At 73.4% G+C, this 21463-nt stretch carries 16 protein-coding genes; 6 read left to right on the top strand and 10 right to left on the bottom strand.

The features are described from left to right. Window positions 1-26 precede the first annotated feature (26 nt). From AB0C99_RS10835 to AB0C99_RS10815, 5 genes are all read right to left on the bottom strand, one after another. Window positions 27-689, bottom strand: a complete 663-nt coding sequence (locus AB0C99_RS10835) for a deoxynucleoside kinase (RefSeq protein WP_362472548.1) — start codon at window positions 687-689, stop codon at window positions 27-29. A gap of 140 nt (window positions 690-829) precedes the next feature. Further along, window positions 830-1606 (bottom strand): hypothetical protein, encoded by a 777-nt coding sequence (locus AB0C99_RS10830; protein WP_362472545.1) that lies wholly within the window; start codon window positions 1604-1606, stop codon window positions 830-832. A 242-nt stretch (window positions 1607-1848) separates the two neighbouring features. Beyond that, window positions 1849-2511 (bottom strand): M15 family metallopeptidase, encoded by a 663-nt coding sequence (locus AB0C99_RS10825; protein ID WP_362472542.1) that lies wholly within the window; start codon window positions 2509-2511, stop codon window positions 1849-1851. A 53-nt stretch (window positions 2512-2564) separates the two neighbouring features. Next, window positions 2565-4991, bottom strand: a complete 2427-nt coding sequence (locus tag AB0C99_RS10820; protein WP_362472539.1) for a glycoside hydrolase domain-containing protein — start codon at window positions 4989-4991, stop codon at window positions 2565-2567. A 284-nt stretch (window positions 4992-5275) separates the two neighbouring features. Then, a complete protein-coding gene (locus AB0C99_RS10815) occupies window positions 5276-6337 on the bottom strand; it encodes an MBL fold metallo-hydrolase (protein ID WP_362472536.1) in 1062 nt (353 codons plus the stop codon). A gap of 514 nt (window positions 6338-6851) precedes the next feature. Between AB0C99_RS10815 and AB0C99_RS10810 the strand changes: the two genes are divergently transcribed. Then, a complete protein-coding gene (locus AB0C99_RS10810) occupies window positions 6852-7646 on the top strand; it encodes an AfsR/SARP family transcriptional regulator (protein ID WP_362472533.1) in 795 nt (264 codons plus the stop codon). Between the two features lie 52 nt (window positions 7647-7698). Continuing rightward, window positions 7699-8955, top strand: coding sequence for an MFS transporter (locus AB0C99_RS10805; protein WP_362472530.1), 1257 nt, complete (start codon window positions 7699-7701; stop codon window positions 8953-8955). Between the two features lie 14 nt (window positions 8956-8969). Here the strand turns inward: AB0C99_RS10805 and cs1 are convergent, their stop codons facing one another. From cs1 to AB0C99_RS10780, 5 genes are read right to left on the bottom strand one after another with little or no spacing between them, the layout of a single operon-like run. Next, window positions 8970-9947 carry a clavaminate synthase Cs1 gene (gene cs1 / locus AB0C99_RS10800; protein ID WP_362472527.1) on the bottom strand — a complete coding sequence of 326 codons (978 nt, stop codon included), beginning with the start codon at window positions 9945-9947 and terminating at the stop codon, window positions 8970-8972. Between the two features lie 2 nt (window positions 9948-9949). Further along, a complete protein-coding gene (gene speB / locus AB0C99_RS10795) occupies window positions 9950-10870 on the bottom strand; it encodes an agmatinase (RefSeq protein WP_362472733.1) in 921 nt (306 codons plus the stop codon). 53 nt (window positions 10871-10923) lie between these two features. Continuing rightward, window positions 10924-12204 (bottom strand): ATP-grasp domain-containing protein, encoded by a 1281-nt coding sequence (locus AB0C99_RS10790; protein ID WP_362472525.1) that lies wholly within the window; start codon window positions 12202-12204, stop codon window positions 10924-10926. Further along, window positions 12201-13751 carry an asparagine synthase-related protein gene (locus AB0C99_RS10785; protein WP_362472522.1) on the bottom strand — a complete coding sequence of 517 codons (1551 nt, stop codon included), beginning with the start codon at window positions 13749-13751 and terminating at the stop codon, window positions 12201-12203. The genes AB0C99_RS10790 and AB0C99_RS10785 overlap by 4 nt, the downstream gene beginning before the upstream one ends. 1 nt (window position 13752) lies before the next feature. Then, the gene (locus tag AB0C99_RS10780) at window positions 13753-15474 is read right to left on the bottom strand and encodes a thiamine pyrophosphate-binding protein (protein WP_362472520.1); all 1722 of its coding nucleotides are present in this window, start codon (window positions 15472-15474) and stop codon (window positions 13753-13755) included. Window positions 15475-15630: 156 nt separating this feature from the next. On the opposite strand from AB0C99_RS10780, the gene AB0C99_RS10775 reads away from it, so the two are divergent. The 4 genes from AB0C99_RS10775 (at window position 15631) to argJ (ending at window position 21395) form a co-directional block, all read left to right on the top strand. Next, a complete protein-coding gene (locus tag AB0C99_RS10775) occupies window positions 15631-16713 on the top strand; it encodes a GNAT family N-acetyltransferase (RefSeq protein ID WP_362472517.1) in 1083 nt (360 codons plus the stop codon). Continuing rightward, the gene (locus AB0C99_RS10770; protein WP_362472514.1) at window positions 16713-18341 is read left to right on the top strand and encodes an ABC transporter substrate-binding protein; all 1629 of its coding nucleotides are present in this window, start codon (window positions 16713-16715) and stop codon (window positions 18339-18341) included. The genes AB0C99_RS10775 and AB0C99_RS10770 overlap by 1 nt, the downstream gene beginning before the upstream one ends. Window positions 18342-18409: 68 nt before the next feature. After that, window positions 18410-20041 carry an ABC transporter substrate-binding protein gene (locus AB0C99_RS10765; protein WP_362472511.1) on the top strand — a complete coding sequence of 544 codons (1632 nt, stop codon included), beginning with the start codon at window positions 18410-18412 and terminating at the stop codon, window positions 20039-20041. A 175-nt stretch (window positions 20042-20216) separates the two neighbouring features. Next, window positions 20217-21395, top strand: coding sequence for a bifunctional glutamate N-acetyltransferase/amino-acid acetyltransferase ArgJ (gene argJ / locus AB0C99_RS10760; RefSeq protein WP_362472509.1), 1179 nt, complete (start codon window positions 20217-20219; stop codon window positions 21393-21395). Window positions 21396-21463: the final 68 nt, after the last annotated feature.

Raw genomic sequence — 21463 nt, 5'->3', positions numbered from 1 at the left:
ACCCCGTCCGGGCCGACCGGGCGGGGTCAGGCGCGGGCGCGGGCGGCGGCCAGGGCGTCCTTGACCTCGCGGACCACGCGGGCGGCGTCGTCGGCGTCGTTCACCACGTCGGTGCGGTTCATGTCGATGACGAGGACCTCGCTGGCCGCGTAGTGCAGGTTGACCCAGTCGTCGTAGCCGGCCCACAGGGTGCGGTAGTACTCGACGAGGGCCTCGTCCTGCTCGAAGTCGCGGCCGCGCAGTCCGATGCGCTTCAGGACCGTCTCGAAGTCGGCCTTGAGGTAGACCATGAGGTCGGGGGCCTTGCGGTAGGGCAGGCCGTCGATCTCGCGCATCATCTCGTTCAGCAGGCCCTCGTAGACCTGCATCTCCAGGGAGCTGATGCGGCCGAGGTCGTGGTTGACCTTGGCGAAGTACCAGTCCTCGTAGATGGAGCGGTCGAGGACGTTGTCGCCCCGCCGGTACGCCTCCTTGATCGAGGCGAAACGTGTCTGCAGGAAGTAGAGCTGGAGGAGGAAGGGGTAGCGCTTGGCCTGGATCTCCTCGGGGCTCGCCGTGTAGAAGAGCGGGAGGATCGGGTTGTCGTCCACGCTCTCGTAGAACACGTCGCTGCCCAGCTCCTTGGCGAGCAGCTCGGCGACGCTGGTCTTGCCGATCCCGATCATGCCTCCGACGCAGATCACCGACATACCTCACTTCTCCCTGGGGGCTTCCGTTCACGGGCGCGGACCGGGCTGCCGGCCCCGCGGGTGCGGAGGCGGCGGTCGGCCGGTTGTTCCCCAGGATCTTCATGATCGGTGTCACGTGGTCCCCGCCCGGGCCTCGGAAATCATAGAGGACGCCGGGCCGGGGGCCCGCCCGGCGGGGGGCGGCGGCACGGCCAGGACGTGCGTGGTCCAGGTGCGGAAGGTGCGCAGCCCCCTGTGCGCGTAGAAGCCGCCGGCGGCCATCGGGTTCTCGGTGTCCGGTCGGCGAAGATCGCGTTGCGGGCGGCGAGGAGCGCCGCGTCGAAGGAGTCGGCGTACGGGACGATCACGGTGCCGTCCGGCGGCGGGGCGCCGGCCGGCCGGTGCGCGGCGAGGTCGAGCCACATGCCCTGGTGGGCGCGGGCCCGCCGGTAGCCCGCGGTGTCGAGCGCCTCGGCGAGCCGGCCCTGGCCGTGGTGGGTGCGCAGGTGGAGCTCCAGCGGGGCGTCGCCGTACAGCGCGCGGTGGCGGCGGGTCCCGGTCTCCCGGCACCAGTCGAGCAGCCGCCGGAGCAGCTCGGGGGTGCGGTGCCCGGGGTGGACGGCGCGCTCCAGGGTGAGCCGGTGGACGGGCCCGGCGCGCTCCGCGGTGCGGGTGGTGGCGAAGGCGGCGGGCGCCTCGCCGGAGCGGACGAGGAGGGTGCCGTCGGCCAGGTCGACGCCGGGGGCGGTGAGGTCCTCCCGGACGTCGGCGGCGTCGTGGGCGGTGCCGGTGCCGTCGGCCGCGCCGCAGGCGTTGAGGAGCGCGGCGAGGAGGGCGCGTCGGTGAGGGCGAGCGGGCGCCCGAGGGGTTCGGTCATGGCCGAGGACCGCCGTTCCGCGCCGGCCGAGGACGACGACCTGTCCGTCGGTGACCAGCATGAACCGCTCCGGTCCCGGTACGCAGAGGTTGACGACGGCGAGGTCGGGGGTGACGTGGTGGTCGCGCTGGTAGACGGGCAGCCCGTGGGCGCCGAGGACGGCGAGGAGCCGGTCGAGGTGGCCCCGGGGGGGTGGCGGGCGCGACCGGGCTGGCCCCCCCCCGGCGCTACCGGGAGGCCGTCCGGGCGGGCTGACCGGCCGGGGTGCAGGGCCCGGCGGTGGGGCCGGGCGGTGGGGGGCGGTCAGCTCCGGGCGAAGGCGCGTGCCCTGGCGCGCCGTTCGGGGGCGAAGGCGTCGGTGGCTCCGGCGCCGACGCCGCCGGGGCCCGCGTTCCAGCCCTCGATCCGGGCCGCGACGGCCGTGAGGCGCCGGTCGCCGGGGCCGTGGGCGAGCTGGAAGTGCGACTCCTTGGGGGTGCGGAAGTCGCCGCCCCAGGCGACGGTGCCCTCCAGTTCCGCCAGGATGTCGCGGACGACGACCAGTTCGCGCGGGTAGAGGCCGTCCTTGACACCCGTCGGGTAGGCGGCGGGGCGGATCGCGAGGGCGGTGCCGGAGAGGTGGTTGGACTCGTAGCGCTGTCCGACGGTCCGGTTGCGGGTGTGTCCGTCCAGGTCGTCGGCGCGCAGCTCGGCTATCTCGTAGTGGAAGCGGCGGGCCACGTGGAGCAGGAGCACGGCGGCGGGCCCGGCGGCCAGCCGGACGCGGCGGCCGGAGCCCTCCACCGTGAACTCCTGGGCCTGCTCCAGGACGGGCCAGCCGTTGGCGGTCCGTTTCCCGGTCCAGGCGGCGGCCCGGGGGGCGGGTGCGGCGTGGGCCGTGCCGGTCAGGGCGGGGGCCAGGGCCGTGGCGGCGCCGAGGGCGGCGCCGGCGGCCAGGACGCGGCGGCGGTCGATGGGGTGCGTCATGCCTCTTCCTTCGGTCGTGAGTCGCGTTGCGTCGGCCGTGCGGCGGGGTCGGCTCACCGTCCGGTGCCCGCGGCGCCGCGGGAGCGGGCGGCGCGCAGGTAGGTCGCGTGGTTGGCCCGGTAGGTGCCGAGGGAGCGGGTCTCCATGCCCATGCGGGCCAGCATCGCGTCGACGAAGCCGAGTTCGAAGGAGTCCAGCTTGTCGCCGCCGCCGGGCAGGTTCTGCAGGATCGAGGGCAGCATGGCGCCGGCGAGCGAGATGAGCTGCTTGCGGCCGAGGCCGAGGGTGAGGTCGGCGGCGGTGAGCGCGTTGTGGGCGGAGAACTTGCAGTTCTCGGCGGTGCCCCAGCGGTTGGTGAAGAAGTCGTTGAAGCGGCGCAGTCCGCCGCCGCCGTTGTAGTGGTCCCGGACGGCCTGGAGGATGTTCTTGCCGCCGCGGACGGCGCGGGCCAGGAGGTAGCCGTCGGCGTCCTCGATCATGTCGTTGAAGCCGAAGGAGGAGGCCACGTTGGGCACGGCCAGCTTGGCGGCGCAGAAGGCGCGGCCGGAGGCGTACTGCTCCTCGGAGTTGCGCCAGTCGGCGTAGAAGGTCATCCAGTCGCCGGCCCAGCCGGCGACGTCGCCGCCGTTGGCGGCCTTCTGGTTGGAGTCCTGGGCGGTGAGGAAGTGCCCGTTGGCGGTGGCCATGAGGTGTTCGGCGCCGAGGTTGTAGCCGGTGAAGGGGTCCTTGAACTCCTTCATGATGGTCATGCCCCGGTCGTTGGCGTAGGTGATGAAGTTCTCGTCGTAGCCGCCGATGAGGAACCACCAGCCGAGCTCGTTCATCCAGTCCTTGTTGCCGTACTCGGCGTGCCGGATGTACTCCATGACGAGCTGCGAGGCGCTGCGGTCGGAGGAGTTGTACGAGACGGCGATGTTGTACAGGCGCTCGATGTACGCGATGAAGGCGTCGGCGGGTCCGGTGGGGTCGTTGACGGAGGCGGTGGCGGGGTCGCTGTTGTTGCGCCAGACGTCGCGGTCCAGGTCGAAGGTGTCGGAGCCGTTGACGACCTGGAACTCCTTGATCTGGTTGAAGGACCAGTTGTTCGGGAGGGTGAAGCCGAGGTTGCCGGAGAAGCCCCAGGACATGCCGGACACGAAGGAGTAGCGGGCGAAGGTCCTGTTGGTGACGTTGATGCAGACGTTGCGGGAGCCGTAGACGCCGTGGACGTACTTCTTGCCCTGGCCGGCGAGTCCGGCGGCGACACCCTGGAAGTAGGGCACGATCGCCGAGTCGATCTCGTCCTGGGTGGCGTCGTAGTCGACGGCGAAGTAGAGGACGGTGCCGCGGTTGAAGCCGTAGCCGCTGGCCAGCGAGTGGGCGTTGAGAGCGTGCTGGTAGCCCTTGGTGTACGTGAAGTCGGAGAGCTGGCGGGCGTTGTCCTGGTAGATCGGGAAGACCCGCAGGCCGGCGTCGAAGATCGTGCGCAGCTCGCCCGGCTTGATCTCCTTGTCGAGGGTGGAGCCCGGCGGGTCGTAGAGGTAGCGGCCGACCGCGCGGTAGCCGTTGGCGTAGAGCCACTGGGCGCGCGAGGCGGTGATCTCGAAGCGGGTGTCGGAGCCGCCGGCGGGTCGGTCGGGGTCGCCCATGGAGACGAGCAGCTGGGCCCAGGTGGGGTAGTCGGCGCGGCCGTTCTCGGCCAGCTGGGAGAAGCGCTGGAACGCCTTCACGTAGTCGGAGAGGGCGTTGTCGTAGCTCGCGCGCTGGTTGGTGCGGTAGTCGCCGATCGGCTCGTTGAACACGCAGGCGGCGGAGAAGAGTTCGACGAAGACGCCGGAGTCGCCGGGGCCGAGGTTCTTGCCGCGCAGGCCGCTCTGGGTGGCGGGGCCGAAGTTGCCGTTCGGGGAGGCGATGCCCAGCTCGTACTGGACGGCGATCATCAGCGCCTTCTGGACGTCGCGCGAGTAGATGCCGTCGGCGGGGCCGATGCTGTAGGCGTCGCGCTGCCAGTAGCGTCCGTTGAGCCAGCGCTGGATGCCGCGGATCTTGTCGGTGCCGCCGGCGACGACGACGTACGCGTCCATGTTGAGGATGCACTTGAAGAGCTTGGCGTCGACGGTGCCGTCGCCCTCGGGGACGCCCATGTTGGAGCGGAGGTCCTTGACGGCCTGCCGGGTGACGCCGGTGTACCAGCCGTAGCTGTCGGGCTCGACGGCCCAGTAGCCCTTGCAGAACAGGCCGTGTTCGAGGATGGCGACGATGTTGCGGTTCTTGTCCCAGCCGAAGCCGATCTCGCCGAGGGCGGCGACCTTGCCCATCGTGGTGGGGCCGAAGCTGGCGACGACGGGACTGATGCCCAGTTCGGCCTGGAGGCCCATGATCAGGGCGTTCATGGTGGACCAGCCGGTGCGGCCGTCCTCGGGGCAGCGGACGTAGCCCGCCACGGTCCCGTAGGTGGCGTTCACCCATTTCTGCGCTTCGAGCACCTTCTGGTCGGCCACGGCTGATCCCTGCCTCTCGGTACGCGCTGTCCGGCCCGGCCGGCGTCGGAGGGCCGGGCGCGGGCCCGACCGAAGGTAGCCGCCGCGCACCGGGTCCCGGCGGGGTCCTACGGTGCGCGTGGGGCGTGCGCCCGGTGGGGGCCCGGGTGTCCGCGCAGGTCACGGGCGGGTGCGGGCGGGGCGGGGGCGGGCCGGGCGCGGGGGCGGGAGGAGAGCGGGCGGAGAGCGCGGGAAGAGCGCCCCGGCCGGAATGCGCCGGGCGCCGCCGGGGCGGGCGGCGGGTGTCAGGTCCCGGCCGGGCCGGTGGCGGTGAAGGGCCGCAGCGGTACGGGGTCGAGGACCCGGGTGGTCTGCGTGCCGCGGGCCCCGGCGGCCCGGTCCAGGGCGTGCGCGGCGGCGGAGCGGTCGGCTCCGGTGGTCCCGGCGGCTCCGGCGGTCCCGGCGGCTCCGGCGGCTCCGGCGGCCCCGGCGGCCCCGGCCGGGGGGATCAGCGGGGAGACCATGTCGTCGTGGTGGCTCGGCAGCAGCAGCGGGGGGTCGCCGAGCGCGGCGAGGAGCCGCTCCGGGTAGCGGTGGACGGCGCTGTGGGAGGTCATGCCGACGACGGCGATGTCGGGCCGCAGGCCGGTGAGTTCGCGTTCGGCGAGGTTGCTGGTCCCGGAGAGGTAGACGGAGGGGCCGTCGTCGAAGGTGACCTGGTAGGCGAGGGTGCGGCCCTCGACGAGGTCGCCGAGGGTGCGGGGGGCGCGGGGGCGGCCGACGTGGGTGCCGGGGGCGAAGTAGCCGTGGTCGGCGAACTGGCTGTGCAGGCTGCGGAGGACCTCGACGGTGAGGCCGGGGAAGCGCAGCTGCTCGCCGCCGCGGACCCGGATCACGTCCGCGAGCCGGTGTTCGGGGGTGCCCATGGCGGTGAGCAGGTGGTCGGAGGTCTCGTCGCAGAGGGTGCGGATGCGGTGTCCCGCCCAGTCGGGGTGGGCCAGCAGCTGGGGCACGTCGGCGAGGTGGTCGAAGTGCCCGTGGCTGACCAGGATCAGGGCGGGCGGCCCGGCGAGCGCGCGTTCGGCGACGGCGGCGACGGCCTTCGGGTCGAGCCGCAGCGGCAGGGCGGGGTCGAGGGCGCCGTCGGCGTCCGCGTAGGGCATCCGGCTCAGGTACGGGTCGAAGAGCAGCCGGGTGTCGCCGAAGCGGAGCTCCCAGCCGGCCACGCCGAGCCACTGGAGGGTCAGTCCCCCGGGGGTCGGGCGCCGTTGCTCCGCGCCGGCGCGCTCCGGGCGCGCCCGGCCCATGAGCGCGGCCGAGCCGAGCGCCATGGTGCTCCTGAGGACCGTCCGTCGTCGCTGTCTCATGTGCCCCTCCGCCATCACGTTCGCGGTCAGGAAGGTACACAGCGGGCGAGCGGATGCCGCTCTTTCCGGTCATTTCGGCTCCCCGGCGTGGCGGCCCCGGAGCGCTCCGCTCCGAACGCGGGTTCGTGCCGCGGGGGTGCGGACCCGGAGGGTACTCACGGGTACGCTCTGCGGCGCGCTCGCGTGGTGAACGGCTCGAACGCCGTGGCGGGTCGGCGTTTGTCCGAGAACACTCTGGTGCCCCCGCTTTCCCGTCCGGGTGGACGGAGGTGCGGATCCCGGATCCAGCCGGCGCGCGCCCCTTCCGCGGCCCGGACTGACCTGTTGCGGAGGCATATGCGGAACTCTCAATACCGAGGGGGCGTACGGGCGTTGAGATGTACCACCCCCGGCGGAACCAGCCATTCGTTCCGGGCCTCCCGGAGTCCATTGACATGGCCCTTACACACTCCGTCTACTTCTCACGCACCAATCATTCCCAGTCGACGCGCGCAACCCTCGGGGGAGGACCGGAATGAACGCTGTTGACGGTGAGAGCGGCCCCGCATCGGTTCACATCGCGGTGCTGGGTCCGCTGGAAGTACGCGTCGGTCGGACGCACGTGCCCGTTCCGGGACGCCGCCAGCGCGGCATCCTGGCCGCCCTGGCCCTCCAGCCCGGCCGGGTCGTGCCCACCGACCAGCTGATCAGGGCCGTCTGGTACGACATGCCGCCCCGCACCGCCATGGGCCAGGTGCAGACGGGCATCTGGATGCTGCGCACCGCCCTGGTGAACGCCGGCAGCCCCTCGGAGGCGGTGCAGTCCTGCGCCACCGGCTACCGCCTCAACGGCGACTGCTGCGCGGTGGACGTGGCCGCCTACCGGGCCACCATCGCGGCGGCCCGCGACATGCAGCGCCGCGGCCGGATCGACGAGGCCGCCCGCCTGGTGCGCTCGGCCCACGAGCTGTGGCGGGGCCCGGCCCTCGCCGACATCACGTACCAGGGCCTGCGGGGCAGCGCCACGCGGCTGGAGGAGGAGTACACGGCCTCGGTGCACTACCGGGCCTCGCTCGAACTCCAGCTCGGCCGGCACGAGGAGGTCCTCTCCGACCTGTTCGAGCTGGTCGACCGCTACCCGCTCCGGGAGAGCCTGCACGCCGACCTGATGCTCGCCCTGTACCGCTCGGGCCGCCAGGCCGACGCCCTGGAGGTCTTCCACGGGGTACGGCGGACCCTCGCCGAGGAGCTCGGCATCGACCCGGGCCCCACCCTGCGCACCCTGGCCCAGGCGATCCTGCGCCAGGACAGCGCCCTCATCCACGCCTGAGCGACGGCCGTCCGGCCCCGCACCCGTCATCGACGACCCGGAGGACATCACCGTGAGCAACGCCGGCAAGGGGAGCCGGGGGCCGACGCTCCCCCGGGGCGAGGGGGTCGGCTGGTTCGGCACGGCCGCCCTGGTCAACGCCGTCGGCACCGGCTTCTTCTACCCGTACCAGCTGCTCTTCTTCGTGGCGGTCACGGAGCTCTCCCTCACCACGGTGGGCGCCGGCCTCACCGTGGCCACGCTGATCGCGCTGCCCGCCGTGCTGCTGGTGGGGCGCTGGGTGGACGAGTGGGGCACCAAGACGGTGCTGATCGGGGCCGCGCTGCTGCGGGCGGCGGTCTTCGTCGCGTACCTCTTCGTCCACAACGTCGTGGCCTTCGTGGCCCTCGCGGTCGTCGCCGCCGTGGCGCAGCGGGCGGAGCAGGTCTCGGTGCCGGTGCTCGCCTCGGGGATCGCGCCCGAGGGCGAGGTGGGCCGCTGGCTCGCCCTGACCCGGGTGACGCTCAACGCGGGCATGGGCTTCGGCGGGCTGCTCGCGGGCCTCGCCTTCGTGGCGGGCGACGGGCGCTCCGGCTTCGTCACCATGGGCCTGCTGAACGCCCTCAGCTTCGCCGTCGCGGCCCTGCTGTACCTGCCGCTGCCCAGCGTGCGGCCCTCGCGCGCCAAGGCGCCGCTCAGCGGCGGGCGGCCGTGGCGGCGCGGCATGTTCCGGTGGATGGCGCTGGCGAACTTCCTGCTCATCACCGTCATCGTCGCCACCGAGGCGGGGCTGCCGGTCTACCTCATCGAGGAGCTGGGCACCCCGAGCTGGACGGTGGGCGTGCTCTTCGCCGTGAACACTGTGCTGATGGTCGTCCTCCAGCTCCCCGTCACCGGCCGGGTCGAGGGCCGCTCCCCGCTGCGGGTCGTCGCCGTCGGCAGCGTGCTGCACGCCGGGCTGCTCGCGGTGCTGGGCCTGGCCGGCGCGCTGCCGTTCGGGGCGCTGCTGCCGCTGCTGATCGCGGGCATGGCGGTCTACACGCTCGGCGAGATCCTGGCCACCCAGACCCTGGCGGTCCTCCTGGTCAAGCTCGCCCCCGAACGCGAACTCGGCTACTACCAGGCGTTCAACCAGGTGCTGGTCGGGCTCGCGTTGGCGGTGGTGCCGCTGCTGGTGACCTTCTTCCTCACCCACGCGCCGGCGGGCCTGTGGTGGCTGCTCACCGGGGCGACCGTGGCGCTGGGCCTCGCCATGCTGGCGCTGCGGCGGGATCCGGCCGCGGAGGCGACGGCGCCGGTCCCCGCGACCGCGAGCGGTCCCGGGGACTGACACCGCCGGTGTGCCTACCGGCGCGGCGTGAAGGTGATCACGTCACCCGCGCGCTCGCCGCCGGTGGGCAGCTGGCCGTGCGAGTTGGTGCGGATGTAGACCCGGTGCAGCCACCGGTCGTGTCCGTCCCAGCGCGGCGTGAACGGCGTCCGCGCGTGCGTGGTACGGAAGTTGTCGATGATCAGCAGGTCGCCGGGGGTCAGGAACACGCCCTCGGTGACGTCGTCCAGGGCCTGCGACAGCTTCGCCACGGCCTCCGCGTCGGCGCCCTCGTGGGGCTTGAGGAGCTCGCGGTCGTAGCCGAGCAGCGGGTCGTCCTGGACCCCGTACAGCGGCTTGACCTTCGCGATCGCGCCCGGGTCCTCGATACCGCCGCGGAAGGCCACGTCGACCTCGCAGGGCTGCTTGTTGTCGTAGAGGCGCTCGACGGTGCCGGGGTCCAGCAGCCCGAACGCCTTGCGGATCGAGCCCACCAGGGTCTCCGCCCGGCGCTCGTGGTCGGCCCGGGAGCAGGCCAGCATCACGTAGTTGGGCTGGAGCGTGTGGTACGCCATCTCGGTGTGGAACTCCAGCAGCGTCTCGCTGGTCTCCGAGGACAGGTGGTGGGCGCCCGGCGAGGGGTACACGTCGTGGTAGACAGTCCCCGACCGGAGCTCGGCGTAGCCGGTGTGCAGGCCGAGCCGGCGGCCGATGATCGCCAGGTACGCCTCCATGTTGAGCCGGGGGCGCTCGACCGGGGCCGGGGTGCTCGTCGGCGTCGGCGGCAGCTCGTGGTCCTCCTCCACGGCGAGGCCGCGGATCAGGAGGTACCCGTCCCCGTTGCCCGCGTGGTTGAAGGCGTCGAGCGTGTCGCTGATCTCGTACGGCAGTTCCTGGGCGAGCCGGTGGGCCACGTCCAGGAAGTGGTACAGGTCCTGGCGCGGCACCGCGGGAAGCCGCGACGCGAGCGCCAGCAGCCGCTCCCGGTGCTCGGTGACATCCAGAATGGCCATTCCTACTCCTCCTCGTCCTTCTCGTGCTTCTGGTGCTGCTTCTTGGGGTGGTGCGCGCGGGCGTACTGGTAGAGCAGTTCGGCGGCGACCTCGGTGGCGAGCACGCTGGTGATCCCGGCGTGGTCGTACAGCGGGGACACCTCCATCACGTCGAAGCCGACGGGGTTGAGCTCGCCGACCGTGCGCAGCAGCGCCAGCACCTCGCGGCTGGTGGGCCCGCCGGGGGCGGGGGTGCCGGTGCCGGGGGCGAAGGCCGGGTCGAAGACGTCGATGTCGACGGAGACGTACACCGGGCGGTCGCCGAGCCGTTCGCGGATGAGCGCGGCGGCGGCGCGGACGCCCAGCTCGGCGAACTCGTCGGCGGTGACGATCCGGACGCCGTGGCCGCGCGCGTAGTCGAGGCTGTCGGGCTTCGGGTTGTGGCCGCGGATCCCGAGCTGGACCATGGCGTCCGCGACGACCAGGCCCTCCTCGATGGCGTGCCGGAACGGCGTGCCGTGGTGGAACTCGCCGCCGATCATCGCCGGGTTGGTGTCCGAGTGGGCGTCCAGGTGCAGGACGGCCACCGGGCCGTGCCGGTGGTGGACGGCGCGGAGCGCGGACAGGGTGAGCGAGTGGTCGCCGCCGAGCATGAGGAAGGCGGAGTTGTCCGCGAGCAGCGCCGTGAGGTGTTCCTGGGCGGTGGCGATGGCGATGTGCTGGTTGAACGGGGTGAGGTTGATGTCGCCGGCGTCGACGACCTCGATGAGGTCGAAGACGCCGGGGCCCCGGTCGATGCCGACGCCGTGGATGAGCCCGGACTCGCAGCGGATCTGCTGGGGTCCGAAGCGGGCGCCGGGCCGGTAGCTGGTGCCCCCGTCGTACGGCGCCCCGATGACCACGACGTCCTTGTCGCGGGGCGCGGGGTCGTGCGGCAGGCGCATGAAGGTGGGGATCTGGGCGTAGCGCGGCGAGACGCTGGAGTTGAGCTGTCCGCTCACGGGGCCGTCCTCCGGGTGTGGATGCGGATGAGCGCGGCGGCCTCGCGGGCCAGCCGGAGCGCGGCGTCGGCGTCGGCGGCCCGCGCGTAGACGAAGCCGACGGAGGCCGAGTTGTCGAGGCGGTCGGCGACCAGGTCGCCGGGCGCGTGGTGGAAGCGGACGGTGACGCCGAGCCGTTCGGCGTCCTCGACCCCGTCGGCGCCGGTGAACTCGCCGGTCTCGTCGGGGAAGAGGACGGTGACGGCGGCGCCGCCCGCGGTCCCCCGGCCGGGCGCGCCCTCGGGGGTGTGCGGGGCGCCGAGGGCGAGCAGTTTGGCGTCCAGGTGCGGGTTGGTGCCGCAGACGTCGGTGACCATCGTGGAGATCATGTGGGCGGGCAGCCGGGGGTTGACCTCGACGATGCGGGGTCCGGCGGCGGTGAGCATGACCTCGGTGTGGGCCGGGCCCTGCCGGTAGCCGATCGCCCGCAGGGTGCGGTCGACGGCGGCGCGGACCTCCTCCCAGAGGCCGGGTCCGAGGGCGACCGGGAAGGAGTGGGCCTCCTCCAGCATGGTCTGCTTGTGGAGGTCCTTGGAGGTGGCGCCGAAGAAGTGGGTGGCGCCGTCCACGGTCATGGACTCGACGCTGATCTCGGTGCCGGACACGTACTCCTCGACGAGGACGTGGCCGGGCCTGGGCTGGCCGCGCAGGGAGTGCCGGATGGCGGAGAGCTCCGTCCAAGCGGTGTGGGCCTCCTCGCGGGTGGCGCACTTGCGGACGCCGTAGGAGATGGCCTCCGAGGGGGGTTTGGCGATGAGCGGCAGGCCGACGTGGTCGATGGCCTCGTCCATCTCCGCAGCGTCGGTGACCAGCCGCCAGCGCACGTTGGCGGGGTCGTCGCCGAGCGCGGCGCGCAGCAGGTGCTTGTGGTTGGCGGCCCGTACGGCCGCCAGCCCCTGGGAGGGCAGGCCGAGGGCCTCGGCCGCGCGGGCGGTGGCCTCCGTGTGGTAGTCGGAGAACGACAGCACCCCGTCGACCAGCGGTTTGCCGTCTGTGTCGGTGAGGGCGTCGACGACGGCGCGCCAGTCGTGGGTGTCGACGTGCAGGACGCGGTCCACCCGGCCGAGCGGGTGGTCCTCGATGGGCCCGCCGCCGGTGTACCACTCCTCGCCCTGGACCAGGAGCCAGATCTCGGCGCCGTGGTCGCGGGCGCGGTGGATGCCGTCGTAGAAGGCGTCGTGGAGCATCGACTCGACGACGGCGAGCCGCCGGCCGCGGAATCCCTCGTAGCCGCTCATCCCCTGCCCTCCGCCACGATCTTTCCGGTGAGCTCCTCGACGTCGACGGTGTCGGGGTGTGCGCCGCCGACGACGACGCGGTCGTAGAGCTCGCGCACGACCCGTCCCTTGACGGCGGCGACCTCGTCCTCGGCGGCGCCCGCCCGCAGGACCAGGGCGGAGAAGGAGGCGGTGGTGCCGGAGCCCTCGTGGACGCCGAGCTTGGGCCGGTTGACGGTCTCGGCGGGGAGCAGGTCGCCCATGGCGGCGCGCAGCACCCATTTGTCGCGGCCGTAGCGGCGCTTGAGGCCGGCCTCCAGGGAGGTGAGGGTCTCCAGCACCTCCCGGTCCCAGTAGGGGTGGGTGGACCAGTGGCCGGAGACGGTGGACAGGACGGGGCTCATCTCGTTGAGCCCGTCGAAGGTGTCCATGTCGTGGGCGACGGCGGTGTCCAGGTTGGGCAGCCGGTCCTCGCGGTGCATCCCGCCGAGCGGGATGTCGGCTCCGTAGCCGGTGAGGACCCGGCGGGCGGGGCCGTCCATCCGCCGGTAGAGCGCGGTGAGCGGCAGCAGGTACTCGATGACCTCGGGGTCCAGGGACTCCGCGGCGTGCACGGTGTGCGGGAGCAGGGTGAGCAGCTCCGCGGAGGGGACGGTGATCTCCCGGTGGGTGGAGCGGAGGTGCCGGGCGACGACGCGGGCCTGCGGGAACTCGTCGGAGGTGTCGGTGCCCATGGACAGGGTGTCGATCCCGGCGGTGGCGACGCCGTCGGAGAGCGCGGCGACGGCGGAGGAGTCGATGCCGCCGGAGAGCACGACGAGCGGGCGGTGGGTGCCGGGGAGGCGGCGGACCACGGCCGCCTCCAGGGCCGCCCGGACCCGGTCGACGGCCTCGTCCTCGTCCATGAGGCGGCGGTGCACGGGCGGCACCCAGGTGCGGTGCGCGGTGACGGTGCCGGCGGCGACGTCGATGTCGAGGACGGCGCCGGCGGGCACCTGGTGGACGCCGGGCAGGCCGCGGACGCGGCGGGCCCCGGGGATGGGGGCGCCCCTGACGGTCCCGCCGGCGCCGACGGTGCCGCCGTCGCCGCCCGCGCCGGTGAGGGCCTTGACCTCGGTGGCGGCGAGGGTGTGGCCCGGCTCGGCGCGGACGTACAGCGGGACGGAGCCGGCGTGGTCGGTGGCGGCCAGCAGGCGCCCGCCGGTGGCGAGCAGCGCCGCGTACCGCCCGTTGACCACGCGGAAGGCGTGCGGCCCGTACTTCGCGAACAGGCCGGCGAGGAGTTCGGCGTCGGTGGCGTCCGTGGGGGTGCCGAGGGTGTCGTGGATCTCGTCGCGGTTGTAGATCTCCCCGGCGAGGAGCACCAGGGTGTCCTCCTCGGCGGTGTGCGCCCCCGCGCAGTCGGCGCCGGGGTGGACCAGGACGGCGTCCACGGTCTGGCCGGGCAGGCGCTCGGTCAGCCGCGTGTGCCGGCCGCGGGTGGCGAACGCGGCCTCGGGGGCCCGGCCCCCGCCCAGATGGGCGGAGGCCAGCAGGCCGTAGGCGGCGGGAAGCTCGGGCTGCGTCATGTCAGATCTTCAGCGCCCCGAAGCCGCCCGAGGTGAACTCGTAGTTCACGGGGACCTCGATGAGGTACGGGCGGCCGAGCTCGACGCCCTTGCGGAGCGCGGCGAGGAGCTCCTCGCGGGTGGTGGCCTTGGTGCCGTCGACGCCGTTGGCCTGGGCGAGCTGGACGAAGTCGACGCCGGTGAACTTGATCGCCGGGTCGTGGCTGCGCTGGTGGCCGATGTTCTGGTAGAGCTCGATGAGGCCGTTGGTGTCGTTGTTGACGACGACGGTGATGATGGGCAGGTTGAGGCGGGCGATGGTCTCCAGGTCGGCGCTGTTGGAGTGGAAGCCGCCGTCGCCCGCGATGAGGAAGGTGGGCTGGCCGGGGCGGGCGAGCTGGGCGCCGATGGCGGCGGGCACGCCGTAGCCGAAGCTGGAGCAGCCGGCCGAGGTGAGGAAGCCGTAGGGCTGGTCGGCGCGGGCGAACAGCACGCCGTAGTGCCGGAAGAAGCCGATGTCGGAGACGATGGTGCCCTCGCCCGCCTCGGCGGTCTCCTCCATGACGGTGTTCATGGAGTCGATGACCTGGTGGACGCGCATCCCGTCCTCGTAGCCCTCGGGGTCGGCGAGCAGCTCGCCGATCCGCTCGCGCAGGGCGTCGACGCGGTGTCTGTCCTTGGCGGGGGTGTCGGCGGTCCCGGCGTCGAGGTACTCGACGAAGGCGCGGACGTCGGCGACGACGTCGACGGTGGGGCGGTAGATCCGCGGCACGGGGTTGGCGGTCGGGGACACCCGGACGGTCCGCTTGGCGCCGCCGCGCTCCCACATGGAGGGGCGCAGGTCCTCGGCGTAGTCGTAGCCGAGGGTGAGGATGACGTCCGCCGGGCCGAAGAGGTTCTCCAGGGCGGGGAAGCCGAGGATGCCGTCCATGTAGCCGGTGACGGCGCCGTAGTTCAGCTCGTGGTCCTGCGGGAGCACGCCCTTGGCGATGTACGTGGTGATGACGGGGATGTCGAGCCGCTCGGCGAGCGCGCGGATGGCGGGGACGGCCCCGGCGCGGATGGCGGCGGCGCCGACGACGAACACCGGGTTGGCGGCCTCGCGGACGAGGGCGACGGCGCGCTCGGCCTCGTTCTCCCAGCCGGGCTGGACGGTGTTGATCGGGCGGGCCGGGGTGCGGGCGGGGCCGTGGTCCGTGTCGAGGTCGATGCCCTCGGAGGAGCCGAGCAGGTCGACCGGGAGGCTGATGAAGGAGGGGCCGACGGGCTCGGTCATCGCGGCGGTGACGGCCGAGTCGACGAGGTCGGTGATCTCGTGCGGGCGCTCCAGCTCGACGGCGTACTTGGAGATCGGCTCGGCGATCTTGACCAGGTCGAGGCACTGGTGGGTGTCGTTCGGGAAGATGTCGTGCGACTCGGACTGGGCCGCCATCGCGATGACCGGGGAGCGGTCGAGGGCGCTGGTCGCCATGCCGGTGGCGAGGTTGGTCATGCCGGGACCGAGGGTGGCCCAGCACGCCTGCGGGCGGCCGGTGATGCGGGCGAGGACGTCGGCGGCGACGCCGGCGGTGAACTCGTGGCGGGTGAGGACGAACTCGATGCCGTCCTGCTCGTCGAAGAGGATCGACGCGGCCTCGCGTCCGACGACGCCGAAGACCTTCTCGATTCCGTGCTCTCGCAGACGCTTCAGCAGCGCGTGCGCGGTGGTCGGCTGCTCGCTGGGGCCGGTGGATACGCGCGACATGGCTCGGTCTCCTGGTTCACGGGGCGACGGGGAAGCAGGACACACCCTGCGCCGGTCCGCTCTCCCCGCTCTCTCAGGCCGCTATCCGGTCGCGGCGGGCGCCGCCGGGGAGCGCGCCGAGAGCGGGTGAAGACCGCGCGGGCCGAGGATCCCCCCGTGACCAGTGGAGTGGTGATCAGGCAATGGCAGTCGCCCGAGGACGCGCGCGAGGCCGGCTGGGACGGGCTCGTCGGCGCGGAGGACTTCTTCCTCGGCCCGGACTGGATGCGGGTCCTGCAGGACTCCGCCGGGGCGTGGATGGGCTATCTGACCGCGCACGACGGGGACCGGCTGCTGGCCGCGCTGCCGATGGTGCGGGCGACCCACGAGTCCCCCTGGTCGCTGGGGCGCACGGACCTGCTGATCCGGCACTGCGCCGAGGAGGGCATGGCGGGCGCCGCCGGGATCCTGGCCGGCTTCGGTGACGTGGACCGGCTGATGCCGTCGATGATGTCGGGCGGCCGGCACCTGGGCCGGACCCGGCTGCTGCTGGCTCCGGACACGGGGGCGGACATCGCGCACGCGATCGTGGAGCGGGCCGAGCGCGCCGCCGCGCTGGAGGGCTGCCGGTCGATCTGCCTGCCGTACGTGGACGCGTCCGACGTGCTCCAGCGCGAGGTGCTGGCGGAACGCGGGTACGTGTCGCACGAGTCGGGGCGGTTCGCGAGCCTGACGCTGCCCGGCGAGGGGTTCATGGACTACGCCATGGCGCTGCCGGGCCGCCGCTCGCGCCGGGTCCGCTCCGAGCGGCGGCACATCGAGGACTCGGGGGTGTGGATCACGCTGGACCCGCTGGATCCGGCCGACATCCCTCGGCTGGCGGCGCTGGAGACGCAGCTGTTCGGCAAGTACGGGATGACCGGCTGGGACCCGCGCCGCTCGGAGGCCGTGCTGCGGGCGGCGGCGGAGCGCCTCGGCGGGCGGGCGCTGGTGTCGCGCGCCGAGCTCGACGGGAGCGTCGTGGGCTTCGGGCTGGTCCTCGCGCACGGCGACGCCTGGTTCGCGCACCGGGCGGGCTTCGACTACGCGGCGGTCGGGAAGCTGCCGCTGTACTACGAGCTCCTGTACTACACGCTCGCCGACCACGCCCCGCGGCACGGGGTGCGCACGGTCCACTACGGCATCGGCTCGACGGAGGCGAAGGTGTCCCGGGGTTGCGGCCTGTCGGCCCAGTACCTGTACGTGAAGGAGCTCGGCTGATGGCGGGCTGGAACGCGGCCGTCGGCGCCGTGGCGAACCCGGGCGGCAAGCCCGGCGGGCGGCTGGCCATGGTGGCCTCGGCCGACGTGGACTCGCTGGACCCGGCGCGGACGTACTACGTGTGGTCGTGGCTGCTGCAGCGGACCATGCACCGGACCCTGATGGCCTTCGGCACCGACCCGGCGGCGCCGACGGTGGTGCCGGACCTGGCGGAGGGGCCGGGCGAGGTGTCGGACGGGGGGCTGACCTGGACCTACCGGCTGCGGGACGGGGTGCGCTTCGAGACCGGCGAGGAGGTGTCCGCCCGGGACGTGGCCTACGCCGTGGAGCGGGTCTTCGCGCAGGACGTGCTGCCGGGCGGGCCCACCTACCTGCTGGACCTGCTCGACCACGGGGATTACCGGGGCCCGTACGGCGGGGAGCGGTGCCGGGCCGTGGAGTGCCCGGACGGGCGGACGCTGCGCTTCCGGCTGCGCCGGCCGTTCGCGGACTTCGACTTCCTGATGGCGCAGCCCAACACGGCGCCCGTGCCGGCCCGGTACGACACGGGGGCGGACTACGGGGCGGCGCCGGTGTGCTCGGGACCGTACCGGATCGAGCGCTACCGGCCCGGGAGCGAGCTGCTGCTGGTGCGCAACCCGCGCTGGGACCGGGACACCGACCCGGTGCGGCCGGCGCTGCCGGACGAGCTGGCGGTGACCTTCGGCGTCGACGTGGACGAGCTGGACGCGCGGCTGATCGCCGGGGAGTTCCACGTGGACGTCGAGGGGCGCGGGATCCAGCACGCGGCGCGGGACGTGATCCTCGCCGACCCGGAGCTGCGGGCCCGCGCCGACAACCCGGCCACCGGCTTCCTCCAGTACATCACCGTGCAGACGGCCGTCCCGCCCTTCGACGACGTGCACGCCCGGCGGGCCGTGTTCTACGCGGCCGACAAGGCGGCGCTGCTGGAGGCGCGCGGCGGGGACGGGGTGGGCGGCTCGCTCGCCACCAGCCTCATCCCGCCCACGCTGCCCGCGCACACCGGCGGCGACCGCTACCCGTCGGGCGCCGATCTGACCGGCGACCTGGCCGCCGCCCGCGCCGAACTGGCCCTGGCGGGGCTGCCGGACGGCTTCGACACGGTGATCGGCACGCAGCCGGGGAAGTTCGAGCTGGTGGCCCGGACGCTGGCCCGCTCGCTGGCCCGGGTGGGCATCCGGGCGCGTGTGGAGGTCCTGGACACCGCCTCGTACTACCGCTCCGGGCTCGGGCACCCCGGGACGGTCCGCTCCCTGGGCCTGGGGCTCGGGGTGACCGACTGGGGCGCCGACTACCCGACCGAGTACGGCTTCCTCGCCCCGCTGGTGGACGGGCGGCAGATCAAGCGGGGCGGCGGCAACTTCAACTTCGCCGAGCTCGACGACCCGCTCGTGCGCCGGCTGATCGACGAGGCGCAGGCGGGGGCCGATCCGGCGGAGCGGCGGCGGCTGTGGCGGCGCGTGGAGGAGACGGTGATGGAGCGTGCCGTGATCCTGCCGATGGCGCACGACCGGACGCTGCACTACCGGCACCCCGACGTCACCGACGCCTATGTGCACCCGGCCTTCGGGCTGTACGACATCCAGGCGATGGGGCTGGCGCGGTGAGCCCGCTCCCCCGCCGCCCCCTCGGCACCTCCCCCTCCCCCGCCCGATCCCAGAGCACCGGAGAACCCGTGGCATTCAATGCGGCAGCACGCGGCGTCGTGAACCCGTCGGACCAGCGGGGCGGGACGCTCCGGTTCGTCCGCACGGACGACTTCGACTCGCTCGACCCGGCCGACACGTACTACGCGTACACCTGGAACTTCATCCGGCTCATCGGCCGCCCGCTGGTCGGCTACACCACCGGCGCGGACGGCACCCCGAAGCTCGTGCCGGACCTGGCCGAGGGGCTGGGTGTCGCGTCCGACGGCGACCGGACCTGGACCTACCGGCTGCGCGAGGGCGTCCGCTTCGAGGACGGCACGCCGGTGACCTCGGCGGACGTGCGGTACGCGGTGCTGCGGGCCGCGTTCCCCGAGGAGGTGTACGAGGGGCCGGCGACGCGCGGCGGGCCCGCGTACTTCCGGCAGTACCTCACCGGGCCCGAGGGGATCGAGACCCCGGACGAGCGGACCCTGGTCTTCCGGCTGCGCGAGCCCTTCGCCGCCTTCGACTACTTCGCCGCGCTGCCCACGACGATCCCGGTGCCCCGCGCCCACGACACGTACCCGCGCTACCGGCTGCGGCCGGTGTCCTCGGGGCCGTACCGCATCGAGGCGTACGAGCCGGGGGCGGAGCTGGTGCTCGGCCGCAACCCGCACTGGGAGGCGGCGGGCGATCCGGTGCGCACCGCGCTGCCGGACCGGGTCACGGTCCGGCTCGGGGTGACCGGGGCGGAGGTGGACCGGATCCTGCTGGCCGGGGAGGCGGACATCGACCTCGCCGGGGTCGGGGTGCAGCCCGCGACGCAGGACCGGCTGCTGGCCGAGCCGGAGCTGCGGGAGCGGGTGGACAACCCGCGCACCGGCTTCGTCTGGCTGTACTGCATCAACCAGAACATCGGCCCGCTGGCGGACGTGCACGCCCGGCGCGCGGTGCAGTTCGCGACGGACAAGGCGGCGATGCTGCTCGCCTACGGCGGGGATCCGGCCGGCGAGATCGCCACCACGCTGCTGCCCTCGTCGGTCCTCGGCCACGCCCCCTTCGACCGCTATCCGGTCGGCCCGGAGGGCAGCGGCGACCTGGAGGCGGCCCGGCGGGAGCTGGCCCTGGCGGGGCTGCCGGACGGCTTCGAGACCCGGATCGGCGCCCGCGAGGACCGGACGAAGGAGTGGAACGCGGCGCTCGCCCTGGCGAAGGGGCTGGCCCGGATCGGCATCCGCGCCGAGGTGGTGCCGTACACCTCGGGCGACTACTTCACGAAGGCGGTGGGCGTGCCGGAGTACGTGCGGGAGCACGGCATCGGGATCGCGATGTTCGGCTGGGCGGCCGACTTCCCGGACGGCTACGGCTTCCTCCAGCAGATCGCCGACTCGCGCGCGATCAAGGAGACGGGCAACCAGAACCTCGGGGAGCTGGCCTCGCCTCGGATCGACGCGCTGCTGGACACCGGGGCGGCGACGAGCGACGAGCGGGTGCGCGCCGGGATCTGGGCGGCGGTGGACCGGGCGGCCCTGGACGAGGCCGTGATGTGCCCGTACATGTACGTGAAGTCGGTGCTGTTCCGGGGGCCTCGGGCGGCGAACGTGGCGATGTCCCCGGCGTACGGGATGTACGACTACGCGGTGATGTCGGTGGCCGACGGGGGCGGCGGGGACGCCTAGGACACCTGGGACGCCCAGGGCACGAACGGCTGACGCGATGCGGCGTTCGCGGGCGTGAGGGCCGCGGCGTCTGGTACCAAGGACGTGGGCCGGCGGGTCGAGGACCCCCCGGCCCCTTACTCGACCCGACATGAATACTTATTCCGCCAGGAGAAATTCCATGCATAATGAGGCCATGCACTCCGACACCGCCGTCCCCCAGGGATTCCTCGTCCACACCGCGCCCGTCGGCATCGAGGACGACGGCCGCGACGACCTCTGCCTCATCGTCTCCGAGGTCCCGGCGCGGACCGCCGCCGTCTTCACCCGCTCGCGGTTCGCCGGGCCGTCCGTGACGCTCTCGCGCGCGGCGGCGGCCGACGGCCTCGCGCGCGGCGTCGTCGTCATCGCGCGCAACGCCAACGTCGCCACCGGCGCGCAGGGCGCGGCCAACGCGGTCACGGTGCGGGACGCGGCCGCCCGCGCGGCCGGGATCGACCCGGAGGAGCTGCTGATCGCCTCCACCGGGGTCATCGGGCGCCAGTACCCGCTGGAGCGGATCTCCGGCCACCTGGAGGGGCTGGCCTGGCCGCCCGCGGCGGACGGGGCCCGGGACATGGGGACGGCCGCGCGGGCCATCATGACCACCGACACCCGGGCGAAGGTCCTGAGCGTGCGGATCGGCGACGCGACGCTGACCGGCATCGCCAAGGGCGTCGGGATGCTGGAGCCGGACATGGCGACGCTGCTGACCTTCTTCGTCACGGACGCCGAGCTCGACGGGGAGACGCTGACGGCGGTCTTCAAGCGGACGATGGACGTCACCTTCAACGCGGTGTCGATCGACACCGACACCTCCACCTCCGACTCGGCGGCGCTGTTCGCCAACGGGCTGGCCGGCCCGGTCGACCCCGCGGCCTTCGAGGAGGCACTGCACACGGTGGCGCTGGGCCTGGTGAAGATGATCGCCTCGGACGGCGAGGGGGCGTCGACGCTGATCCAGGTCGAGGTGACCGGCGCCCGGGACACCGCGCAGGCCAAGCGGGTCGGCAAGGCCGTGGTCAACTCGCCGCTGGTCAAGACGGCGGTGCACGGGGCCGACCCGAACTGGGGCCGGGTCGTGATGGCCGTCGGCAAGTGCCAGGACGACGTGGACATCGTGCCGGAGAACGTGGCGGTGCGCTTCGGCGACATCGGCGTCTACCCGCCTGGCGCGGACGAGGACGAGCGCCGGGAGACCGTGGCCGCGTACCTGAAGGCGCACGAGGAGGTGGTGATCGGCGTGGACCTCGGCATCGGGGAGGGCCGGTTCACCGTCTACGGCTGCGATCTGACCGAGGGGTACGTGCGGCTCAACTCGCAGTACACCACCTGAGCTTGGCGGTGGACGCGGAGGCGCCGGGGCCCCTGGGGGCCCCGGCGCTCCGGGTTCGGCGCGCCGGC

It is taken from the genome of Streptomyces sp. NPDC048659 (assembly GCF_040650575.1).
GTDB lineage: Bacteria > Actinomycetota > Actinomycetes > Streptomycetales > Streptomycetaceae > Streptomyces.
The sequence above is the reverse complement of the archived record's forward strand: the minus strand, read 5'-3'. Positions and strand labels throughout refer to the sequence as shown.